This window comes from Henriciella litoralis, assembly GCF_002088935.1.
In the GTDB taxonomy this organism is placed as follows: Bacteria; Pseudomonadota; Alphaproteobacteria; order Caulobacterales; family Hyphomonadaceae; genus Henriciella; species Henriciella litoralis.
In genome coordinates, this window is sequence record NZ_NCSS01000006.1 from 1,234,817 (window position 1) to 1,251,726 (window position 16,910).

Annotated in this window: 9 protein-coding genes; 6 read left to right on the top strand and 3 right to left on the bottom strand. The window is 62.4% G+C overall.

What is annotated here, in order from left to right; all coding sequences use genetic code 11:
• Nucleotides 1-29: 29 nt before the first annotated feature.
• The 5 genes from B8783_RS09460 to B8783_RS09480 all read left to right on the top strand — a co-directional run bounded on the left by B8783_RS09460 (nucleotide 30) and on the right by B8783_RS09480 (nucleotide 14,896).
• A complete protein-coding gene (locus B8783_RS09460; protein WP_233355872.1) occupies nucleotides 30-1,514 on the top strand; it encodes a PfaD family polyunsaturated fatty acid/polyketide biosynthesis protein in 1,485 nt (494 codons plus the stop codon).
• Between the two features lie 25 nt (nucleotides 1,515-1,539).
• The gene (locus tag B8783_RS09465; protein ID WP_084419924.1) at nucleotides 1,540-5,556 is read left to right on the top strand and encodes a type I polyketide synthase; all 4,017 of its coding nucleotides are present in this window, start codon (nucleotides 1,540-1,542) and stop codon (nucleotides 5,554-5,556) included.
• 68 nt (nucleotides 5,557-5,624) lie between these two features.
• Nucleotides 5,625-7,043, top strand: a complete 1,419-nt coding sequence (locus B8783_RS09470; protein WP_084419925.1) for an SDR family NAD(P)-dependent oxidoreductase — start codon at nucleotides 5,625-5,627, stop codon at nucleotides 7,041-7,043.
• Nucleotides 7,036-14,319: a beta-ketoacyl synthase N-terminal-like domain-containing protein gene (locus B8783_RS09475; RefSeq protein WP_084419926.1), complete on the top strand. Its 7,284-nt coding sequence runs from the start codon at nucleotides 7,036-7,038 to the stop codon at nucleotides 14,317-14,319. Before B8783_RS09470 ends, B8783_RS09475 begins: the two co-directional genes overlap by 8 nt.
• Nucleotides 14,312-14,896: an N-acyl amino acid synthase FeeM domain-containing protein gene (locus B8783_RS09480; RefSeq protein ID WP_084419927.1), complete on the top strand. Its 585-nt coding sequence runs from the start codon at nucleotides 14,312-14,314 to the stop codon at nucleotides 14,894-14,896. The genes B8783_RS09475 and B8783_RS09480 overlap by 8 nt, the downstream gene beginning before the upstream one ends.
• On the opposite strand, the gene B8783_RS09485 is transcribed toward B8783_RS09480, so the two are convergent.
• The 3 genes from B8783_RS09485 to B8783_RS18725 form a co-directional block, all read right to left on the bottom strand.
• A complete protein-coding gene (locus tag B8783_RS09485) occupies nucleotides 14,886-15,515 on the bottom strand; it encodes a 4'-phosphopantetheinyl transferase family protein (RefSeq protein WP_084419928.1) in 630 nt (209 codons plus the stop codon). The genes B8783_RS09480 and B8783_RS09485 overlap by 11 nt on opposite strands.
• A gap of 8 nt (nucleotides 15,516-15,523) precedes the next feature.
• Nucleotides 15,524-16,069 (bottom strand): sigma-70 family RNA polymerase sigma factor, encoded by a 546-nt coding sequence (locus B8783_RS09490; protein WP_169711767.1) that lies wholly within the window; start codon nucleotides 16,067-16,069, stop codon nucleotides 15,524-15,526.
• 89 nt (nucleotides 16,070-16,158) lie between these two features.
• Nucleotides 16,159-16,269: a NepR family anti-sigma factor gene (locus B8783_RS18725; protein ID WP_169711768.1), complete on the bottom strand. Its 111-nt coding sequence runs from the start codon at nucleotides 16,267-16,269 to the stop codon at nucleotides 16,159-16,161.
• Nucleotides 16,270-16,612: 343 nt separating this feature from the next.
• Between B8783_RS18725 and B8783_RS18845 the strand changes: the two genes are divergently transcribed.
• Complete coding sequence (locus tag B8783_RS18845; RefSeq protein ID WP_084419931.1) at nucleotides 16,613-16,894, top strand: PilZ domain-containing protein; 282 nt, start codon at nucleotides 16,613-16,615, stop codon at nucleotides 16,892-16,894.
• The last annotated feature ends 16 nt before the right edge of the window (nucleotides 16,895-16,910 follow it).

The window sequence follows — 16,910 nt, forward strand, 5'->3', positions numbered from 1 at the left end:
GGTGACTCATGACTCGATCACCGGGGCAAATGCCAGCTATCCCGGCTTCGATCTCCAGGATCGAAAGTCGACCGGCATTGCAGCCCTCGCGGTCACCGTCCACCGGTTTCCATATGTTTCCTGAGTTTTTAGGCGACCATGGTTTTACGCAGACGCATGGCTGCCGCTTCGCTTATATCGTTGGCGAAATGGCCCGCGGGATCGCGACACCCCGCATGGTCGTCGAAGCTGTCCGCGCCGGCCTTGTCGGCTTCTATGGAAGCGCCGGCCTGAAACCCGAAACAATCGCCGCTGGCCTTGATGAGATTGAGGCCGGCCTCGGCAAAGGTGCCCCGGCCTGGGGCGCAAACCTTATCCATTCGCCGCAGCAACCCGGATATGAACGCGCGATCGTTGACCTGTTCCTGGCGCGAGGCGTCGCGCGGGTCTCCGCTTCTGCCTTCATGCAGCTCTCGCCGGAGATTGTCCGCTACAGCGTGAAGGGCCTCAGTCGCAAACCGGACGGCTCGATTGCCCACACGACGCACGTATTTGCCAAGGTTTCCCGCGCTGAGGTCGCCCGCCAGTTCATGGCGCCCGCCCCGGATGCCTTGCTGAAGACGCTTATCGAAGCTGGCGACATTACAGAGGCTCAGGCTGAAATGGCCCGGCAAGTCCCGGTCGCGGCGGACATCACAGCCGAGGCAGATAGCGGCGGCCATACTGATAATCGCGCCGCCGGACCGCTCCTCTCCTCCCTAATTCAGGCCCGCCGCGAGACGTGTGAGCTTCATGGTCTCAATCCCGACGATATCCGGATCGGACTTGGCGGCGGAATTGGTACGCCATGGGCAGCTGCCTCCGCCTTCCAGATGGGCGCGGCCTATATCATCACCGGCTCGATCAATCAGGCCGCTGTTGAATCTGGCCTGTCGCTGGAAGGCCGCAAGCTGTTGGCTGATGCCGGCCCCGCCGATGTCGCGATGGCGCCAGCCGCCGATATGTTCGAGCAGGGCGTAAAGGTTCAGGTGCTGAAGCGCGGCACCCTCTTCGCGATGCGGGGCAATCGCATGCGGACGATCTATGACACCCGCGCCAGCTTTGAAGACTGCACGCCTGCCGAAAAGACCTTTATCGAGACCGCTCTTGGTGAAAGCTTTGAAAAGGCCTGGGCCCGCACAAGTGCTTTCATGGCGAGTAGCAATCCTCGCGAGCTTGCCAAGGCGGAGGCCGACCCTCGCCACAAGATGGCACTGGTCTTCCGGCGCTATCTCTTCTTTGGCGCGCAATGGGCGCGCGATGGAGATGCGACCCGGCTGCGCGACTACCAGATCTGGTGCGGCCCCGCGATGGGCGCCTTCAATGAGTGGGTCAAAGGCAGCCTGCTCGAAAAACTTGAAAACCGAAGCGTGAAGCAGATCGCGTGGAATTTGCTGGATGGGGCAGCAAAACTTTCCGCCCTGCAGGCACGCAGGGCCAGCGGTGAAAACATTCCACCGTCAGCCTTCGATTATCGGGCGGGGCTTTTCGATTAGAACTTGAACGAGGGGTTGTTCAAAAATGGGCAATAAGACAGGGCACAGGGGTGATATCGCGATTGTCGGCATGGGAGCCATGTTTCCCGGCCGCGGCGATACGCTTGGCTACTGGAAAGACATTGCAGAGGGCGTCGATACGCTCGGCCCCGTGCCAGCCAGCCACTGGCTGATCGAGGACTATTACGACGAAAATCCTCGCGCAAAAGACAAGACCTATGGGCGGCGCGGCGGCTTCCTCAGCCCGAAAGGTTTTGACCCCCTCGAATTCGGCATTCCGCCTAACCAGATCGAAGCCACAGACACCGCCCAACTGCTTTCGCTCATCGTCGCGCAACAGGCGCTTGATGAGGCAGAAGCTGCGACCGGCGGAACAATCGATCGCCAGCGCACCAGCTGCATTCTCGGCGTCGCCTCAGCCACCGAACTCGTCGGCCATATGTCCGGTCGCCTACAACGGCCCGCCTGGATCAAAGGCCTGCGCGATGCCGGCCTGCCCGAAAGCCAGGTTCAGGAGATCGCCGACCGTATTTCGTCCAATTTCTCCGAGTGGAAAGAAAGCACCTTTCCTGGCCTGCTCGGCAATGTCGTCGCCGGCCGGATCGCCAATCGGATGGACCTTGGCGGCAGCAATTATGTGACGGACGCGGCCTGCGCCTCCTCCCTATCCGCGTTGCATGGCGCCATTCATGAATTGCGCGCGGGTGATAGCGATCTTGTCCTCGCGGGCGGCGTCGACACGCTGAACGACATTCTGATGTACATGTGCTTCTCCAAGACGCCCGCGCTATCGCCAACAGAGGATTGTCGCCCCTTCTCTGCCCAGGCCGATGGCACGATGCTTGGTGAAGGCATCGGCATTCTGGCTTTGCGCCGTGTTGAAGACGCTGAACGCGATGGCAACCGCATCCATGCTGTCATCACCGGGATCGGCTCAGGCTCTGATGGCAAGGCGACCGCCATTTACGCCCCCCTGCCTCAAGGCCAGGCCCGCGCCCTGTCGCGCGCTTACGAGCAGGCCGGCTACGAGCCGCGCACAGTTGAGCTTGTCGAAGCGCATGGCACAGGCACCAAGGCCGGCGACGCCGCCGAAATTGGCGGTCTGAAGCTCGTCTTCGCGCCAGAAAATGATGATATCGAGGCCCCATGGTGCGCCATCGGCTCGGTCAAATCCCAGATCGGCCACACAAAGGCCGCGGCCGGGTCTGCCAGTATGATCAAGACGGCCATGGCGCTGTCCCGCAAGGCCTACCCGCCAACGATCAAGGTGGACCAGCCATCGGCCGCGCTTGCCGGATCGCCGTTTTACGTCAACCGCGACCTTCGCCCGTGGGTCCGCTCCAGCGATCACCCTCGCCGCGCCGCTGTCAGCTCCTTTGGCTTCGGGGGCTCCAATTTCCATGTGACGCTCGAAGAATATGTGGGCGAGGCTGCGGTTCAGCCAGCCCGCGTGCTACCAGCAGAACTGGTCATGGTCTCCGCACCCGACGCGGCATCTCTTGCCGCCGCCATTGAAGGCGCAGCCAAGCGGATGGTGTGGGAAGAAGACCTCGCAATCGTCGCCAGTGAGAGCCATCAGAGCTTCGATCCGGCGGCCACCTGCCGGGCAGCGATTACAGCCGCAGACATGGCTGAGTTTGAAACCAAAGCCAGCAAGATTGCAGGTCTCATCCGCGCAGGCACGGCGTCGTCCGCGCCGCCGCCACGAGGCACCAGCCTTTCGCTGAGCCCAGCAGCTCCCGGCAAGCTCGCCTTCCTGATGCCTGGTCAGGGCAGTCAGTATGTCGGCATGGGACGTGAGCTTGCCCTTGCCTTCCCTGAGGCGCTGGCCGCCTGGGACCTTGCTGCAAGCCACAAGAAGACCGGCAAACAGGCCTTACATAACCTCGCCTTCCCGCCGTCAGCATTCAGTCCTGAAGAGGCCGTCGCGCAGGCCGATACGCTGACCGCCATGGAGAACGCGCAGCCTGCGCTCGCCGCCGCAACGCTCGCCACACTCTCTATTCTCGGCAAGGCAGGCGTCCAACCGGACACCGCCGCCGGGCACAGCTTCGGCGAGATCATGGCGCTGCACGCAGCAGGAACGTTTGACGCAGAGGACGCGCTCACGCTCGCCAACAAGCGTGCAAAGCTGATGAGCAAGGCCGCCGCCGCAAGCGAAGGCGCGATGCTGGCAACCCAGGCGTCTGCTGAGACGCTGAAGCCCATCATTGCGGCGCATCCCGACGTCGTGATCGCCAATGACAATGCCCCCACCCAGACCGTTCTGTCCGGGCCTGTGGATGCCATCGAGGCGGCCCGCGTCGCGATAGAAGCGGCAGGTATCAAGGCGCGGCGCTTGCCCGTCGCCTCGGCCTTTCACTCGCCCATCGTGGCCGGAGCCGTAGCGCCCTTCCGCAAGACGCTGGAGAAAACAGACTTTACCAAAGCCGCGTTTCCAGTCTTCGCCAACGCCTCAGGCAACCGGTATCCAAACGCCTACGAAAAACAGCGCGATATTCTTGCCAAGCAGATCGAAAGCCCGGTTCGCTTCCGCGACATCATCGAGAGCATGCATGCAGATGGCGTGACGACGTTTGTTGAGGCGGGTCCCGGTACAGTCCTCACCGCACTCGTCGGACAAATCCTGCCCGGCAAGGCCGACGCCATTGCACTTGATGACAAGAAGGCAAGTGGCCTCGCGGCTTGTCTCGCCGGCCTCGGCAAGCTTGCCGTTCTCGGCCACAAGGTCGATTTCGCCGCTCTATTTGCCAATATGCCCGCGCCACAGCCGCGTAAGGCCCGGTCGAAATATGCCGTGGACCTCAACGGCGCCAACTACCGCAAACCCTATCCGCCTGAAGGCGGGGCAGCGGCCCTGCCAGCCCCCAATCCAGAAGCGCCAGCAACGCCTGAGCCCCAGCCAGCCAATTCGGAGCCTGCATCAATGGCTCCGCCTAAAGAGCCTCCTCCCAAACCGGTTGCCTCACCCGCCGCTCAGCCGGCACGCGCCCCCCTTCCCCAGATTTCAAAGCCCACCACATCAGGAGCTTCTTCCGTGAGCCAAACGCCATCTTCCCTCGCCAGTGACGCTGCAGAACGCATCCACGCCAATATGACGGCAGCTCATGCAGACTACCTCAACGCGCTAAAAGCGGCTCACACGCAGTATCTTTCTGCAACAGCAGCCTTGCTTGGGCAGGCATCCGTCGCCGCGCCCACAGATGCGCCTGCGCCCCGCCGTGAATATATAGCAGCGCCGCAACCAGCGCCCCAACCTCAGCCGGCACCTCAACCCCAGCCCGCGCCAACACCGGCACCTGTTGCGCCTAATCCCAACGGCAATGCACACGTCAATACGGCGCAGCCACAGCCGACGCCCACGCCAGCCCCTCGCCCTGTCGCCGCACCGGCGCCAGCGCCGCAGCCAAGCGTCGCCGCCGTTCAGCCCCCTGCCCCGGCAGCGGCCCCATCTCCCGCTCCTGCCGCTGACTTCACAAGTATCGTGACGGCGCTTGTCGCTGAGAAAACCGGCTATCCCGCAGACATGCTCGAAGCGGACATGGATCTCGAAGGCGAACTCGGGGTCGACTCGATCAAACAGGTCGAAATCCTGTCTGCCCTGCGCGAAAAAATGCCCAATCTGCCGGAAGTCGAACCGGAGCAGATCGCTGAGCTGCGCACGATCCGCAAGATATCCGAATTCCTTTCTCCGGCTGGCGCGGCCGCCGCAGCGTCACCGATTGCGACGGCGCCACCGGCCCCTGTCAGCAATGGAAATGGGAACGGCAACGGTCATCACGTGACGACCGCACCTGCCGCGCCGGCACCGCAGCGCGACATGTCAGAGCTGGTGCGCAATCTCATCGCCGACAAGACAGGCTATCCGCCGGAAATGCTCGAAGATGACATGGACCTTGAAGGCGAACTCGGCGTCGATTCCATCAAACAGGTCGAAATCCTCTCAGCGCTTCGCGATGCGATGCCAGACCTTCCTGAAGTCGCGCCAGAACAGATTTCCGAGCTTCGCTCTATCCGGAAGATCGCCGATTTTTTTCGCTAGGGGGCGCGCCAGCGCCTGAGCGCGCTGCCCGCCCCGCATCGCCGCAGGCAGATGCAGATCTTCTGCAAATGCGGACCGTTGCCTATGTCAGCCGCCAGGCCGTTGGACGGGTCACGCCGGGCTTACGCGAAGCCGGATTGATCGAATATATCGGCAATTATCCTGCCATTGCGCAGGTGGTGGTTCAGGCGATGCTCGAAGCAGGATTCGTCGTCCGGGAGGTCACTCAACCAAGCGGAAGCGCCGATGCGCTGGTGCTTGGGCATGGCCTCGCCGGCACGTATTCCGACAGCCATACCGGCGCGCTCGCGGCACTGTCGGCTCAAGCCGGACAGCTTGCAACAAAAGGCGGGACGGTCATTCTCCTGCAAGACACGGGCGGACGCTTCCAACCGGCCGATGAGCGCGCCTGGCGCGGCGGCCTCGCAGGACTCGCCAGAACGGCCACGCAGGAATTTCCGCTGGCAACAATCCGGCTGATCGATGTGGATTTTGCAGGGCTTGGCACGCGGCCTGCCGCCGACCGCCTTGTCGAGGAGCTCTTGAGCGGCGGCAATGCCGCCTGCGTTGGCCTGAACGCGAAAGGCCGACTGGTCCCCGACGAGCACCCGGCCTTCTTCCCGCCAAATCAGACCGCCCAGTTAACATCATCCGACACCCTGCTGGTGACAGGCGGTGCGCGCGGCGTGACTGCCGATTGCATCATTGAACTGGCGGCGCGCACCAAAGCGGGCTTCATCCTGCTCGGCCGCTCGGAGATCACGCCATGGCCGCAGGGCCTGCCACAGACCAATGACGAGAAAGAACTAAGAGGCCTGCTCGCCCGCCAGGCCAGCGCTGAAGGTCGCAAGGTCAAACCAGCTGACCTCAACCGAGACGCGCGCGCCTTGTTGTCGGGCGCTGAAATCCGCGCGACCTTATCCGCCATAGAACAGGCCGGCGGTCGCGCGCTCTACCTGCCGACAGACGTTGCTGACCCAGCCGCCCTGAAAAGCGCCGTTGACCAGGCCACGCAGCTTTTCGGCCCGATCACCGGCCTCGTGCATGGCGCGGGCGTCCTTGCAGACAAGCTGATCGCCGAAAAGACGTCCGAACAGGTCGCTCGCGTGTTCGCGCCCAAGATCGATGGTCTCGCCGCGCTCCTCTCAGTGCTCGACACCAGCACACTGAAGACAATCGCCTTCTTTTCTTCGGTCTCCGCCCGCTACGGCAATGCCGGTCAGGCCGATTACGCCATGGCGAACGAAATCCTCAACCGCATGGCCTGCTGGCTGAAAGCGAGCCACCCGCAAGCCGGGGTCACCTCAATAAACTGGGGCCCATGGGATGGCGGCATGGTCGATGATGGCCTCCGCGCAAAGTTCGCCGAGATGGGCGTGCCCCTGATCCCGCGCGATGCCGGCGCCCGCATCTTCGCCGATGCCGTGATGGCTGGCAGCAAATGCCCGGTCGAACTGATCGTCGGCGCTGGAATTGCCCATGACTAGGCCCCGGTTCGACCCCATCGCAATTGTCGGACGCGGCTGCGTCCTGCCCGGCGCGCTCAGCCCCGACGCGCTGTGGCAAGCCATTCTCGAGGACCGCGACCTGACGAGCACCGCTCCCGCCGGCAAATGGGGCGTCACCGACGCGGAACAGCACCAGCTCGGCTATCGCGGCGGCTTTGTCACTGGTTTCGACAAGGTCTTTGACCCATCCGCCTATGATCTCGACGATATCAACGCCGCCGATCTCGACCCGGTCTTCCAGTGGTTGCTCCACGCCGGCCGCGAAGCCCTGCTGGACGCTGGCAATCCGTCTGCAAAACGCTCAAAAACCGGCGTCATCGCGGGCAATCTTGGCTATCCAAGCCGCGCCCTGTCAGACCTTGCCGCCGACATCTGGATGGATGGCAGCTCCGCCGTCGCCTCCTACAACCGGTACAATACGGGCGGCCCGGCCCATCTGCTCGCGCGCGCCCTGAAAGCCAAAGGCCCTGCCTTCGCTCTCGACGCCGCCTGCGCCTCGTCGCTCTACGCCATCAAGCTCGCCTGCGACCGCTTACAGGATGGCAGCCTCGACCTCGTCATCGCCGCCGCCGTCAATGGCGCAGACAATCTCATCCTCCATCAGGGCTTCTCAGCCCTCAATGCGCTCAGCCCGACCGGCCGCTCCCGGCCCTTCGTCACTGGCGCCGATGGCCTCGTCCCTGCCGAGGGCGCAGCCGCCATCGTTCTCAAACGCCTTGCTGACTGCACCAAGGATGACCAGATCCACGGCGTCATTCGCGGCATCGGCCTCTCCAATGACGGCCGCCGAAAATCTCTGCTCGCCCCCGATGAGGGCGGACAGGCCGAAGCGATGCAGGCAGCGTGGGAGATGTCCGGTCTCGATCCCGCGCAGGATATCGGCCTGCTGGAAGCGCATGCCACGGGCACACCCACCGGCGACAAGGTCGAACTCGCCGCGACTGCCACGCACTTCGAAAACGCCGGAGAGCTTCCAATCGGCTCGCTGAAAGGCAATCTCGGACACCTGATAACCGCCGCCGGCATGGCAAGCCTCATCAAGCTGACCTTTGCGATCAATGAAGGCATCATCCCCCCAACGCGGCTCGATGGCGCGCCGCTCAAAGACTTTGACGGCGTCGAAATTCACCCCGCCAAGCGCACCTCATGGCCAGAGCAAAGACCGCGCATCGCCGCCCTCTCGAATTTCGGTTTCGGCGGCAACAATGCCCACCTCATCGTTTCGACGGTGGACGCGGTAAACACCAAACCGAAGAAGACAGAACGCTCCCACAAGCTGTCGCCGGTTTCCATCTGTGCGACCGGCCTGTCACTCGGCCCGGACAGAGGCGTCGCTGCCGTGCTTCAACGTATCCTGCGCCCACCACGCGCCCCGCGCGGCCCGATGCAGGAAACTCATGCCGATCCTCGTGCGCTGCGAACCCCGCCGTCAGACCTTGCCTCCGCCCAGGGCCTGCAAGTCGCGCTATGGGATGCTGTCGACGAAGCGCTAGCCCGCCATCCGGTTGAAGACGGCGCAAATGTCGGTGTCTTCACCGGTTTCTCCTGCGCACCTGAAGCCTCGCTCTGGATGCTGCGCGCCCGCCTTGCGCAAAGGCTTAGGCTTGTGCCGGAGACGCCAACAACTCAGGCAGATCGCAACGCCATCGCGCCGCCGCTGAAGCCCGGCGACGTGCTGGGCGCCATGCCAAATGTCTCGGCCAACAGGCTGAATGTGCGCGGCGACTGGCGCGCCCTCGGCTTTGCCGTGATGGAAGAGGAGAATTCCGGCCTCCGCGCGCTGGAGCTTGCCATCCGCGCGCTGGATGCTGGCGAAATCGACACCGCCATTGTCGCGGCTGCGGACCTCTCCAGCGAGCCAGTCCACAGCACCGTGACACAGGAAAAAGGCGGTGACGCGGCCGTCTGTCTCATCCTTCGCCGAAGCGACGGAAAAGACGACGGCGTCACACTGAAGTCGCTCAAACTGAAAGACAAATCGGCGACCGAGACACTCGTCGAAACCATCTACGGCCGCTCGCATGCCGCCGGCAGCCTCGCCCTCTTCGCGATCCACACAGAGTTGTTGCGCCGAGGGCTGGCGCTCTATCCGGAAGGCTCTGTGCCACGCCTGCGGAAGTCCGCGCTGCGCATTGATGCAGGTCATGCGCGGGCAAAACTCAAGGCAAACCCCAAACCTATGCCGGACTTGCTTCGCCCGTCCCCGCTCATCGCCACCTATGCCAGCGATACGCGCGCCGGACTGATCAAGGCGATGCAGGACGGGCTAGAGGCAAAGAGTGGTGCCGTCCGCCTCGCCATAGTCGCCGACAGCCCAGAAAAATTGCAGGCGCGCACCGAGGGAGCACTCTCCGCTCTAAACGCGGGTGGCGCCCCGGATGGCGAAGGCGTGCATTTTGGCGAAGGACTACCCGCCGGCGAGCTCGCTTTCGTCTTCACCGGCGCGGCGGCCGCCTATTCCGGCATGGGCCGCGACCTCTTCGCCGCGGTTCCGAAGCTCGGCTCGATGATGTCGCGCAAGTTTCCAGAAGCGCGCAATGTCGCCCGCTTGCTGGCGACAGATCTTTCCGGCGCCTATGACCAGTTGCGGGCCACCACCCTCCTCTCGCAGGCCCAGCATATGCTGCTCACGCGCCTACTCGGCCTCAAACCTTCCGTGGCCATGGGCCTCTCATCTGGCGAAACCAATTCACTCATCGCCTTCGGCGCCTGGCACGATGCCGACAGCCTGATGGGCACGATCGGCAAGAGCGGCATGTATGACCGCGACCTCGCCGGAAAATTTCGCACGGCTCAAAAAGCCTGGAACGACACCTCACCCGTCACGTGGGAAACCTGGCATCTGCAGGCTGACCTCCCCGCCGTCCGCAAGGCAGTCTGGGGCGAACCACGCTGCGATATCACCATCATCTATAGCGCGTCCGATATCGTCATCTCTGGCGAGAAGTCGGCATGTCAGCGCGTGATGAAGGCGCTCGGCGTTCCCGCCATTCGCGTGCCGCATGATCTCGTGGTGCACACGCCGATGATGGCCCCTTATGCCAAGACCTGGCGCAAACTGCATCGCCGCAAGACCAAGGCCCCGAAAGGCGTTCGCTTTTACGCCAACGCCACCGAAGCCGCCTATGAGCCGGACGCTGACACAGTGGCCGACATGCTGACCGGGCAAGCGATCAAGGAAGTCAACTTTCCGAAGACGTTGCGGACTGCCTATGCAGATGGCGTACGGACGTTCATCGAAATTGGCCCCCGCAACACGCTGACTGGCGCCATTCACGAGACGCTCGGCGAGGACGTGCTGGCCATTGCAAGCGATGAGTTTGGCAAACCGGCGCTCGCCTCGCTCGCCAATCTTGGCGCCAGACTGTTTGCCGCCGGACACGCGATCAAGGTGGACTGGCTGAAAGAGACGCTCGCCGACGCGTGCGCGAACGCCATCCCGATGAGATCGTCTCCGCCGGGACAAGTCAGCTTCCCGGCGCATATCACGCCGCCCACACGCCCTCAGCGGCCCGGCAATGCGCGGCGTACTCTGCCGCAAGCACCTGAAAGACCGCCATCAAACTTCAAGCCTGCGCCAGCGCTCGCCGTCACCGGGCGGCGCCTGCCAGTTGCGCCGGGCACAAGTTGGACGCCGCCATCCGTGCCGGTGGCCCGATTGGATCGGCCAACACCCTCGCCGGCCAAGCCGCAACCAGCCGCACCGGCCCCGAAGCCCTCTGTATCTGCAGCCCCGGCAACAACAGCGCGCCCATCAATTCAACCCTTGGAGCGACGCGTCCCGGTCGGACCATCCTTCACCCGCGCAGACATCGAGCACGCCGCCGCTGGCAATATCTCAGACGTCTTCGGCGAGGCGTTTGCCCCGCAGGACAAATACCGCCGTCAGGTGCGCATGCCGCGCCCGCCAATGCTGCTGTGTGACCGTATCACCGGCATTGATGCAGACGCGCTGGTGCAAGGCAAAGGCACGATCTGGACCGAGACCGATGTGACCGCTGACTGCTGGGCCGTCTGCGATGGCGTCATGCGTCCCGGCCCGCTGATTGAGGCCGGTCAGGCCGACCTTGCGCTCATCTCATGGATGGGCGCAGACATGCTCAACTGTTCCGACAGGGTCTATCGCCTGCTGGGGTGTGAACTGACCTTCCATGAAGGCGGCCTGCCACGCATCGGCGAGACACTGCGTTTCCAGATCAGCATCAAAGGCCATGCCGAGCTTTCGGGCGTGCGCATGTTCTTCTTCGAATATGACTGCTACGCCGATGACCGGCTGCTCCTGTCGGTGCGCAATGGTCAGGCCGGTTTCTTCACGGATGCCGAACTTGCCAACTCAAAGGGCGTCCTATGGGACGCGAGCAATGACCCAGCCCCGACAGCCAGCCCGCGCCTCGCCGATACGCCTGCTTCGGCCAAGCGTGCCTTCACCGCAGACGAGGTCGCCGCCTTCCGCAAGGGTGATACGTTTGCCTGCTTCGGCGCCGGGTTTGAGCGCGCCGCCCCGCATACGCGCCCTGCCCGCATTCCTGATGGGCGCCTGGCGCTCTTTGATGAAGTTGTCGCTTTCGACCCTGTGGGGGGCCCATGGGGGCGCGGATATCTGAAGGCGCGCCAGACAGTGCCGAACGATGCCTGGTTCTATGACGGCCACTTCCATGAGGACCCATGCATGCCAGGCACCCTCATGGCCGAGGCCGCCGTCCAGGCGCTCGAGTTTCATGTCGCCGCGCTCGGCCTGACGATTGATCGGGACAGCCACGGCTTTGAGCCTGCGCCCGGCGCGCCCGCCACCTTCTATTGCCGTGGCCAGGTCACGCCTGACGCCGACCATGACGTCACTTATGAGGTCTTCATCGATGAAATCATCGACGGTGAAGAACCCATTGTCTTTGCCAGCCTGCTCGCCCGCAGCGATGGCCGCAAAGTCTTCTACTGCCCCCGCTTTGGTGTTCGGCTGCGCCGACAATGGCCGAAGGCGTCCGGTCGCCAGCAAGTGCCGCACTACGTCAATGATCAATGCGATGTGCGCGGCGACGAAACCGCCCTGCAGCAATGCGGCTCCGGCGCACCAAGTGCCGCCTTTGGCTCAATGTATGCGCCGTTCGATACGCGCGGCGCTGTCCCGCGCCTGCCGCAGCAGCCTTATCACATGGTCAGCCGCGTCCTATCCGTGACAGGGCCTGCTGGGAAACAGGAAGCGGGCCTCACAGCCATCGCAGAATATGATGTGCCGCCCGATGCCTGGTATTTCGAAGACGGCGCCACGGGCTGCATGCCCTTTTCGGTCCTCACCGAAGTGATCCTCCAGCCCTGCGGCTGGCTCGCCTCCTATAGCGGCTTTGCCCTCTCAGGTGAGACCCGGTTCCGCAATCTCGATGGCAGCGGAAAGACGGCCCGGCAGGTGCGCCCCGGAGACGGTCTGATCCGCACGACCACGACGCTGACACGCTGTTCGCGCGTTGGCCCGATGACCATCGTCTTCTTCGAGCTTGAAGCCACGCTTGCCGACGGGACCCCGGTGGTCAGCCTGCAGACCAGCTTCGGCTTCTTCACCAAGGCCGCATTGGCGTCTCAAGCTGGCCTCAAGTCGACCGACGATGCCCGCGCCTTCCACGATGCGCCGGCGGACCCGCCAGACGAGTCCGAAACCTGCCTGCCAGTGTCTGCCCGCCGTCTGGACCTCTTCGACGTGATCGACCGGTTTGAACCAACGGGCGGCGAAACCGGCATGGGCCGCATCCGCGCGCGACAGGCCGTTGACCCGTACGCCTGGTATTTCAAGGCGCACTTCTTCTCTGACCCTGTTCAGCCCGGCTCCCTCGGGCTTGAGATGCTCGTCCAGCTGCTGGCCCGCGCCGCCGATCTGAAAGGCCTCGCCCATCGCTTCGACGAGCCTGTCTGGGAACCGATTGCCCCGGATGTTGACCTTTCATGGACCTATCGCGGTCAGGTCAATCCGACGGCAACGCAAGTGACCCCGATTGTCGAAATTGAATCGGTCGAAGAGCTTGATGAGCGAACCATCGTGCGCGGAAAAGGCACGATCTGGGTCGATGGTCTGCGGATTTACGAAATGCGCGGCGTCAGCGTCGAGATAGGGCCGAAAAAAGCACTGCTACGACACTCTGGCGCCACCCGGTTCTCGCGAGAAAATGGCGGCTGGGTCAATGCACATTGCCCCACCCACACCATCCCTGCTCTGCCGCTTCTCGCACAAGCCGGCATGGCGTTGCGGCAAGCGAAAGCGGCGGGATTTGACAGATATCCGATTGAATTGAAATCGTTTTCACCGCGTCGCTGGGCGAGTGTGAGTGCGTCTGGCCTCACCATAGAGATAACCGTTACCCCGGATGGACGCGCCGTCTTGAGGGGCCGAGACGGGCTTGGCGGCGACGCCGCCTGGTACACCGTCTCAAATGGCGAAATACACCGTCCTGTGCGCCCACCAGCGCCAAAAATCCGCGCGAAAAAGCATGGAAAGAAGCGCGCCGATCCCTATGCGTCTGCGGACCTTTTCCACGGCCCCGGCCTGCAGCCTGTCACAAGTATGCGCCGTGACCGGCATGGCTTTGAAGTTCTGCTAGACCTTGAAAGCGCAGAGACTCCCGGCGATCCATTTGACCCGGTCATCCTCGACGGCCTCGTCCACGGCCCCCCGCACGAAACGCCAGAAGAGTGGTTTCCGGCCGCAGAGAATTCCGCGATCTACCCCGTCCGGATCGAACGGCTGACAATTCTCTCCGACCTCCCTGAAACCGGCATCCTGACCGTCCGGGGTCAACCCGGAACACCCGACGGCGATGGCAATCTGCCAGTGATGATCGAGGCCTATCTGGGCGAGACGCTATGGGCGCGTCTCGACCTTGTTGAGAAGGCCTACCCGAAGGGGCCACTCGCGACGCTTAGTCCCCTGGACCGTAAGGCTTTTTTGACAGGCGCGTCGGCAGAAACTGTCGCTCCGCTGAGCCGCTTTCAAGATGGCCGCACCCTGCTCGCGCCCGCCGATGTGATCGCCTGCGACTGGTTACCCGGCACAGTTGCCGCCGCCTGGGGCGCTGAGGGACTTGTCGGGAGTGATCTGGTCAAAGCCGTTGCTGTGAAGGAGCATTTTGCTCGCAAATGGAAGATCCATCCGCAGCAGGTCAAACTCGACGCGCCCTTTGCCAGCGGCCCCGGTCACAAACGCCAGCGCTACAAGATCTCATTTACTACAGCAGCACGCTGCTGGGCCGTCGAGGACGACCCCTATGAGTGAGTTTGAACTCGTCACGGTGGATACGCGAACGCTGCCGCTCGTGCAGCATTTGCGATACCGCGTGTACTGCGCCGAAAAGCAATTCGCGATGCCGGGCGCCGACCATCAAGCGCGAATGCTGTTCGACGAAGCCGATCAGCTGGGCGTCACCTTTGCCCTGTTTGATGGGGCCGAACTTGTCTCGAGCGCACAGATCATTCCCGTCGATCCGCTCAATGCACCCGACAAGTTTGCCGTATTCGCGCTGGCCGAGGTTCTGCCCCATCCGGAAGCCAGCTGCGTGATCGTTTCAAAGCTTGTGACTGCGCCCGAGCGGCGGGGGTCCAAGACACTTGGACCTGTCATGCGGGGCGTTCTCGAATTTGTTGCCACCAACCAGCACCGCTACATCGCCATCCTCGCAGAAACTTCCATGCGGGAGTTCTATAAATCCATGGGGTTCGACGAATTGCGCGGCGGGATCGATGCCGCGCAATTCGGCATCGTGTCCTTGATGGTGTTTGATATGAAAGATGAGCGCCACCTCTCCGGCAAGTCGCTCGCCGGCTGGATGTTCAAATCCCTGTTTACGCGCTGAACGCCATCACGGCGACAGCGTCGCTTCCGACAGGAAGAAACCAGAGGCCCACCGACGTTTCATTGTCGAGAGGCCAGTCCTCGTCAGCGTCGCCCCTTAGAAAAACGTCCGGCACAAGCACGGACTTAGCGCCCCCTCGTAGGCCAACGCCGCGCCATTTGAGGACAGATTCTTTCGCGCACCACAGGCGATAGAAGCGGGCAAGGAGATCATCTTCATTCATGGCGGCCAGAACGCAGGCCCTCTCGCCCGGATTGGCGACCATATCCAGCATGGCCGCCACAGGGCGCTTAGCTTTTTTTTCGATATCCACGCCAACGCGGCCGGCGTCGCTGAATGCGGCAATGGCGAGCGGACCGGAACGCGACCAGCTGATGGAGGCGGACGGGTAGCTTTCGATTTCTGGTGCGGCATCGTCATGGCTCTGCAATTTCACATTCGAAATGCCAAGCTGCTCGCATGCGAGGTCTCGCGCCAGATGCCGGGCATGCAGAAAATCCTGACGTAATGGATCGGTCTTGAGCCGGGCGCTGCGCGCGCGCTCGAACTCATCCACAGGATCGAAGTCTCTGAGTGGCGCCGTCCGGTCAGAAAGTTTCCAGATTGGCCGCTGTGTCATCGCCTTGTTCAGGCGGCCTTGCAGTGCGACGTGGTTATCGAGTCGATGCAGTTGAGCAAGGCTGACATATCGCCCATTTTTCCGCCGTCCACGCAGCGCAAGGTGCGCTCATTCGATTCAAAACGGGCGACAACCGTCTCTCGTGCACGGCTAACACGGCTCTTCATTGTACCGGCCGCGCACCCGCAGATCGCGCCGGCTTCATCATAGGTCATCCCGGCAGCGACAACGAGAAGTAACGCATCACGCTGATCGGCAGGCAGAGCATAGATGATCTGCTCCATGCGGCCAAAATCCTGCCGCACTTCCTGCGACGCTTCGGTCACCAGAGCTGTTTCAGCAAATTCCGGATCGACCTGAACGTTCCGCCAGGCCCGGCGCATCATCATGTAATATTCGTTGCGGAGAATTCGGAAGATCCAGGGCCGCATGGGCTGGCTGGCATCAAAACTGTCGACCGCAGACCAGGCCCGCAAGCACGCATCCTGAACGAGATCATCGGCCAGCACCCTGTCCCGGCAGAGACTCCGGGCAAAAGCCCGCATCTCCGGCATGAGCGCCTCCAGGCGATCAACAAAACTCGGGGACTGTTCTCCAGCCGACACCATCACACTCCAATCCGGGCCGACTTATCGCCGTGTCCCTAAGACATCTTGCGCTCTTGCTCGCGCATTTTTTCGATGAGTGCCTTCAGCCTTGGCGGCGTTGGTTCATTCACCGTTTCCTTATAGACCTCGCGGAGCGCTTGCCCCACGGGTGGTTCCTTCATCCAGGGTGATGGCTGTCGGGAGGTGCCAGTCTTGGAGCTCCGGTCGGAAGCATTTTTCTTCGACAAGACCGAGTTTCTGATCAAGGGACACCTATTCCCCCTTCAATGCCATGACACCCCTTTGGTCGCAACTATTCCTGTAGCCGATAGAAGCCGGGAATCTCTTAATTTTCATCTAAGCAACTGACCCAAACTTTCATCAGGGGTGATATTTCTTGCGCCTTTGATGCGTCTTCTGGTCGCCATCGCTCCAGTCGGCTTTTCGGCGAACCAATATTGACGTTATGCTTAATGAGGCGTCTAAGGCCATTGAGCCGGAGAACTCTTGATGACCAACTCTGGAAAATCCAGGTCAGATGACCAGCGGCGATTTAAACGCATCAGTTCAATCAAGTCAGGACTTGTCCTGTTTGAGGACGAGTCAGCGCCGATACCGGTGAAACTCATCGACATGTCAGCCGCTGGCGCACGGCTCGAATTGGCAAGGCACCTGACGGCCCCGCCTCAATTCCAACTCGTCGTTCGCCCGGATGAGATTGGTGATCGAAAAGCGGTTAACTGTAAATTAAGGTGGCAAGACGGGTGCCAGGTGGGAGTCAGCTTTTACTAACGCTGGTTATTGGCGC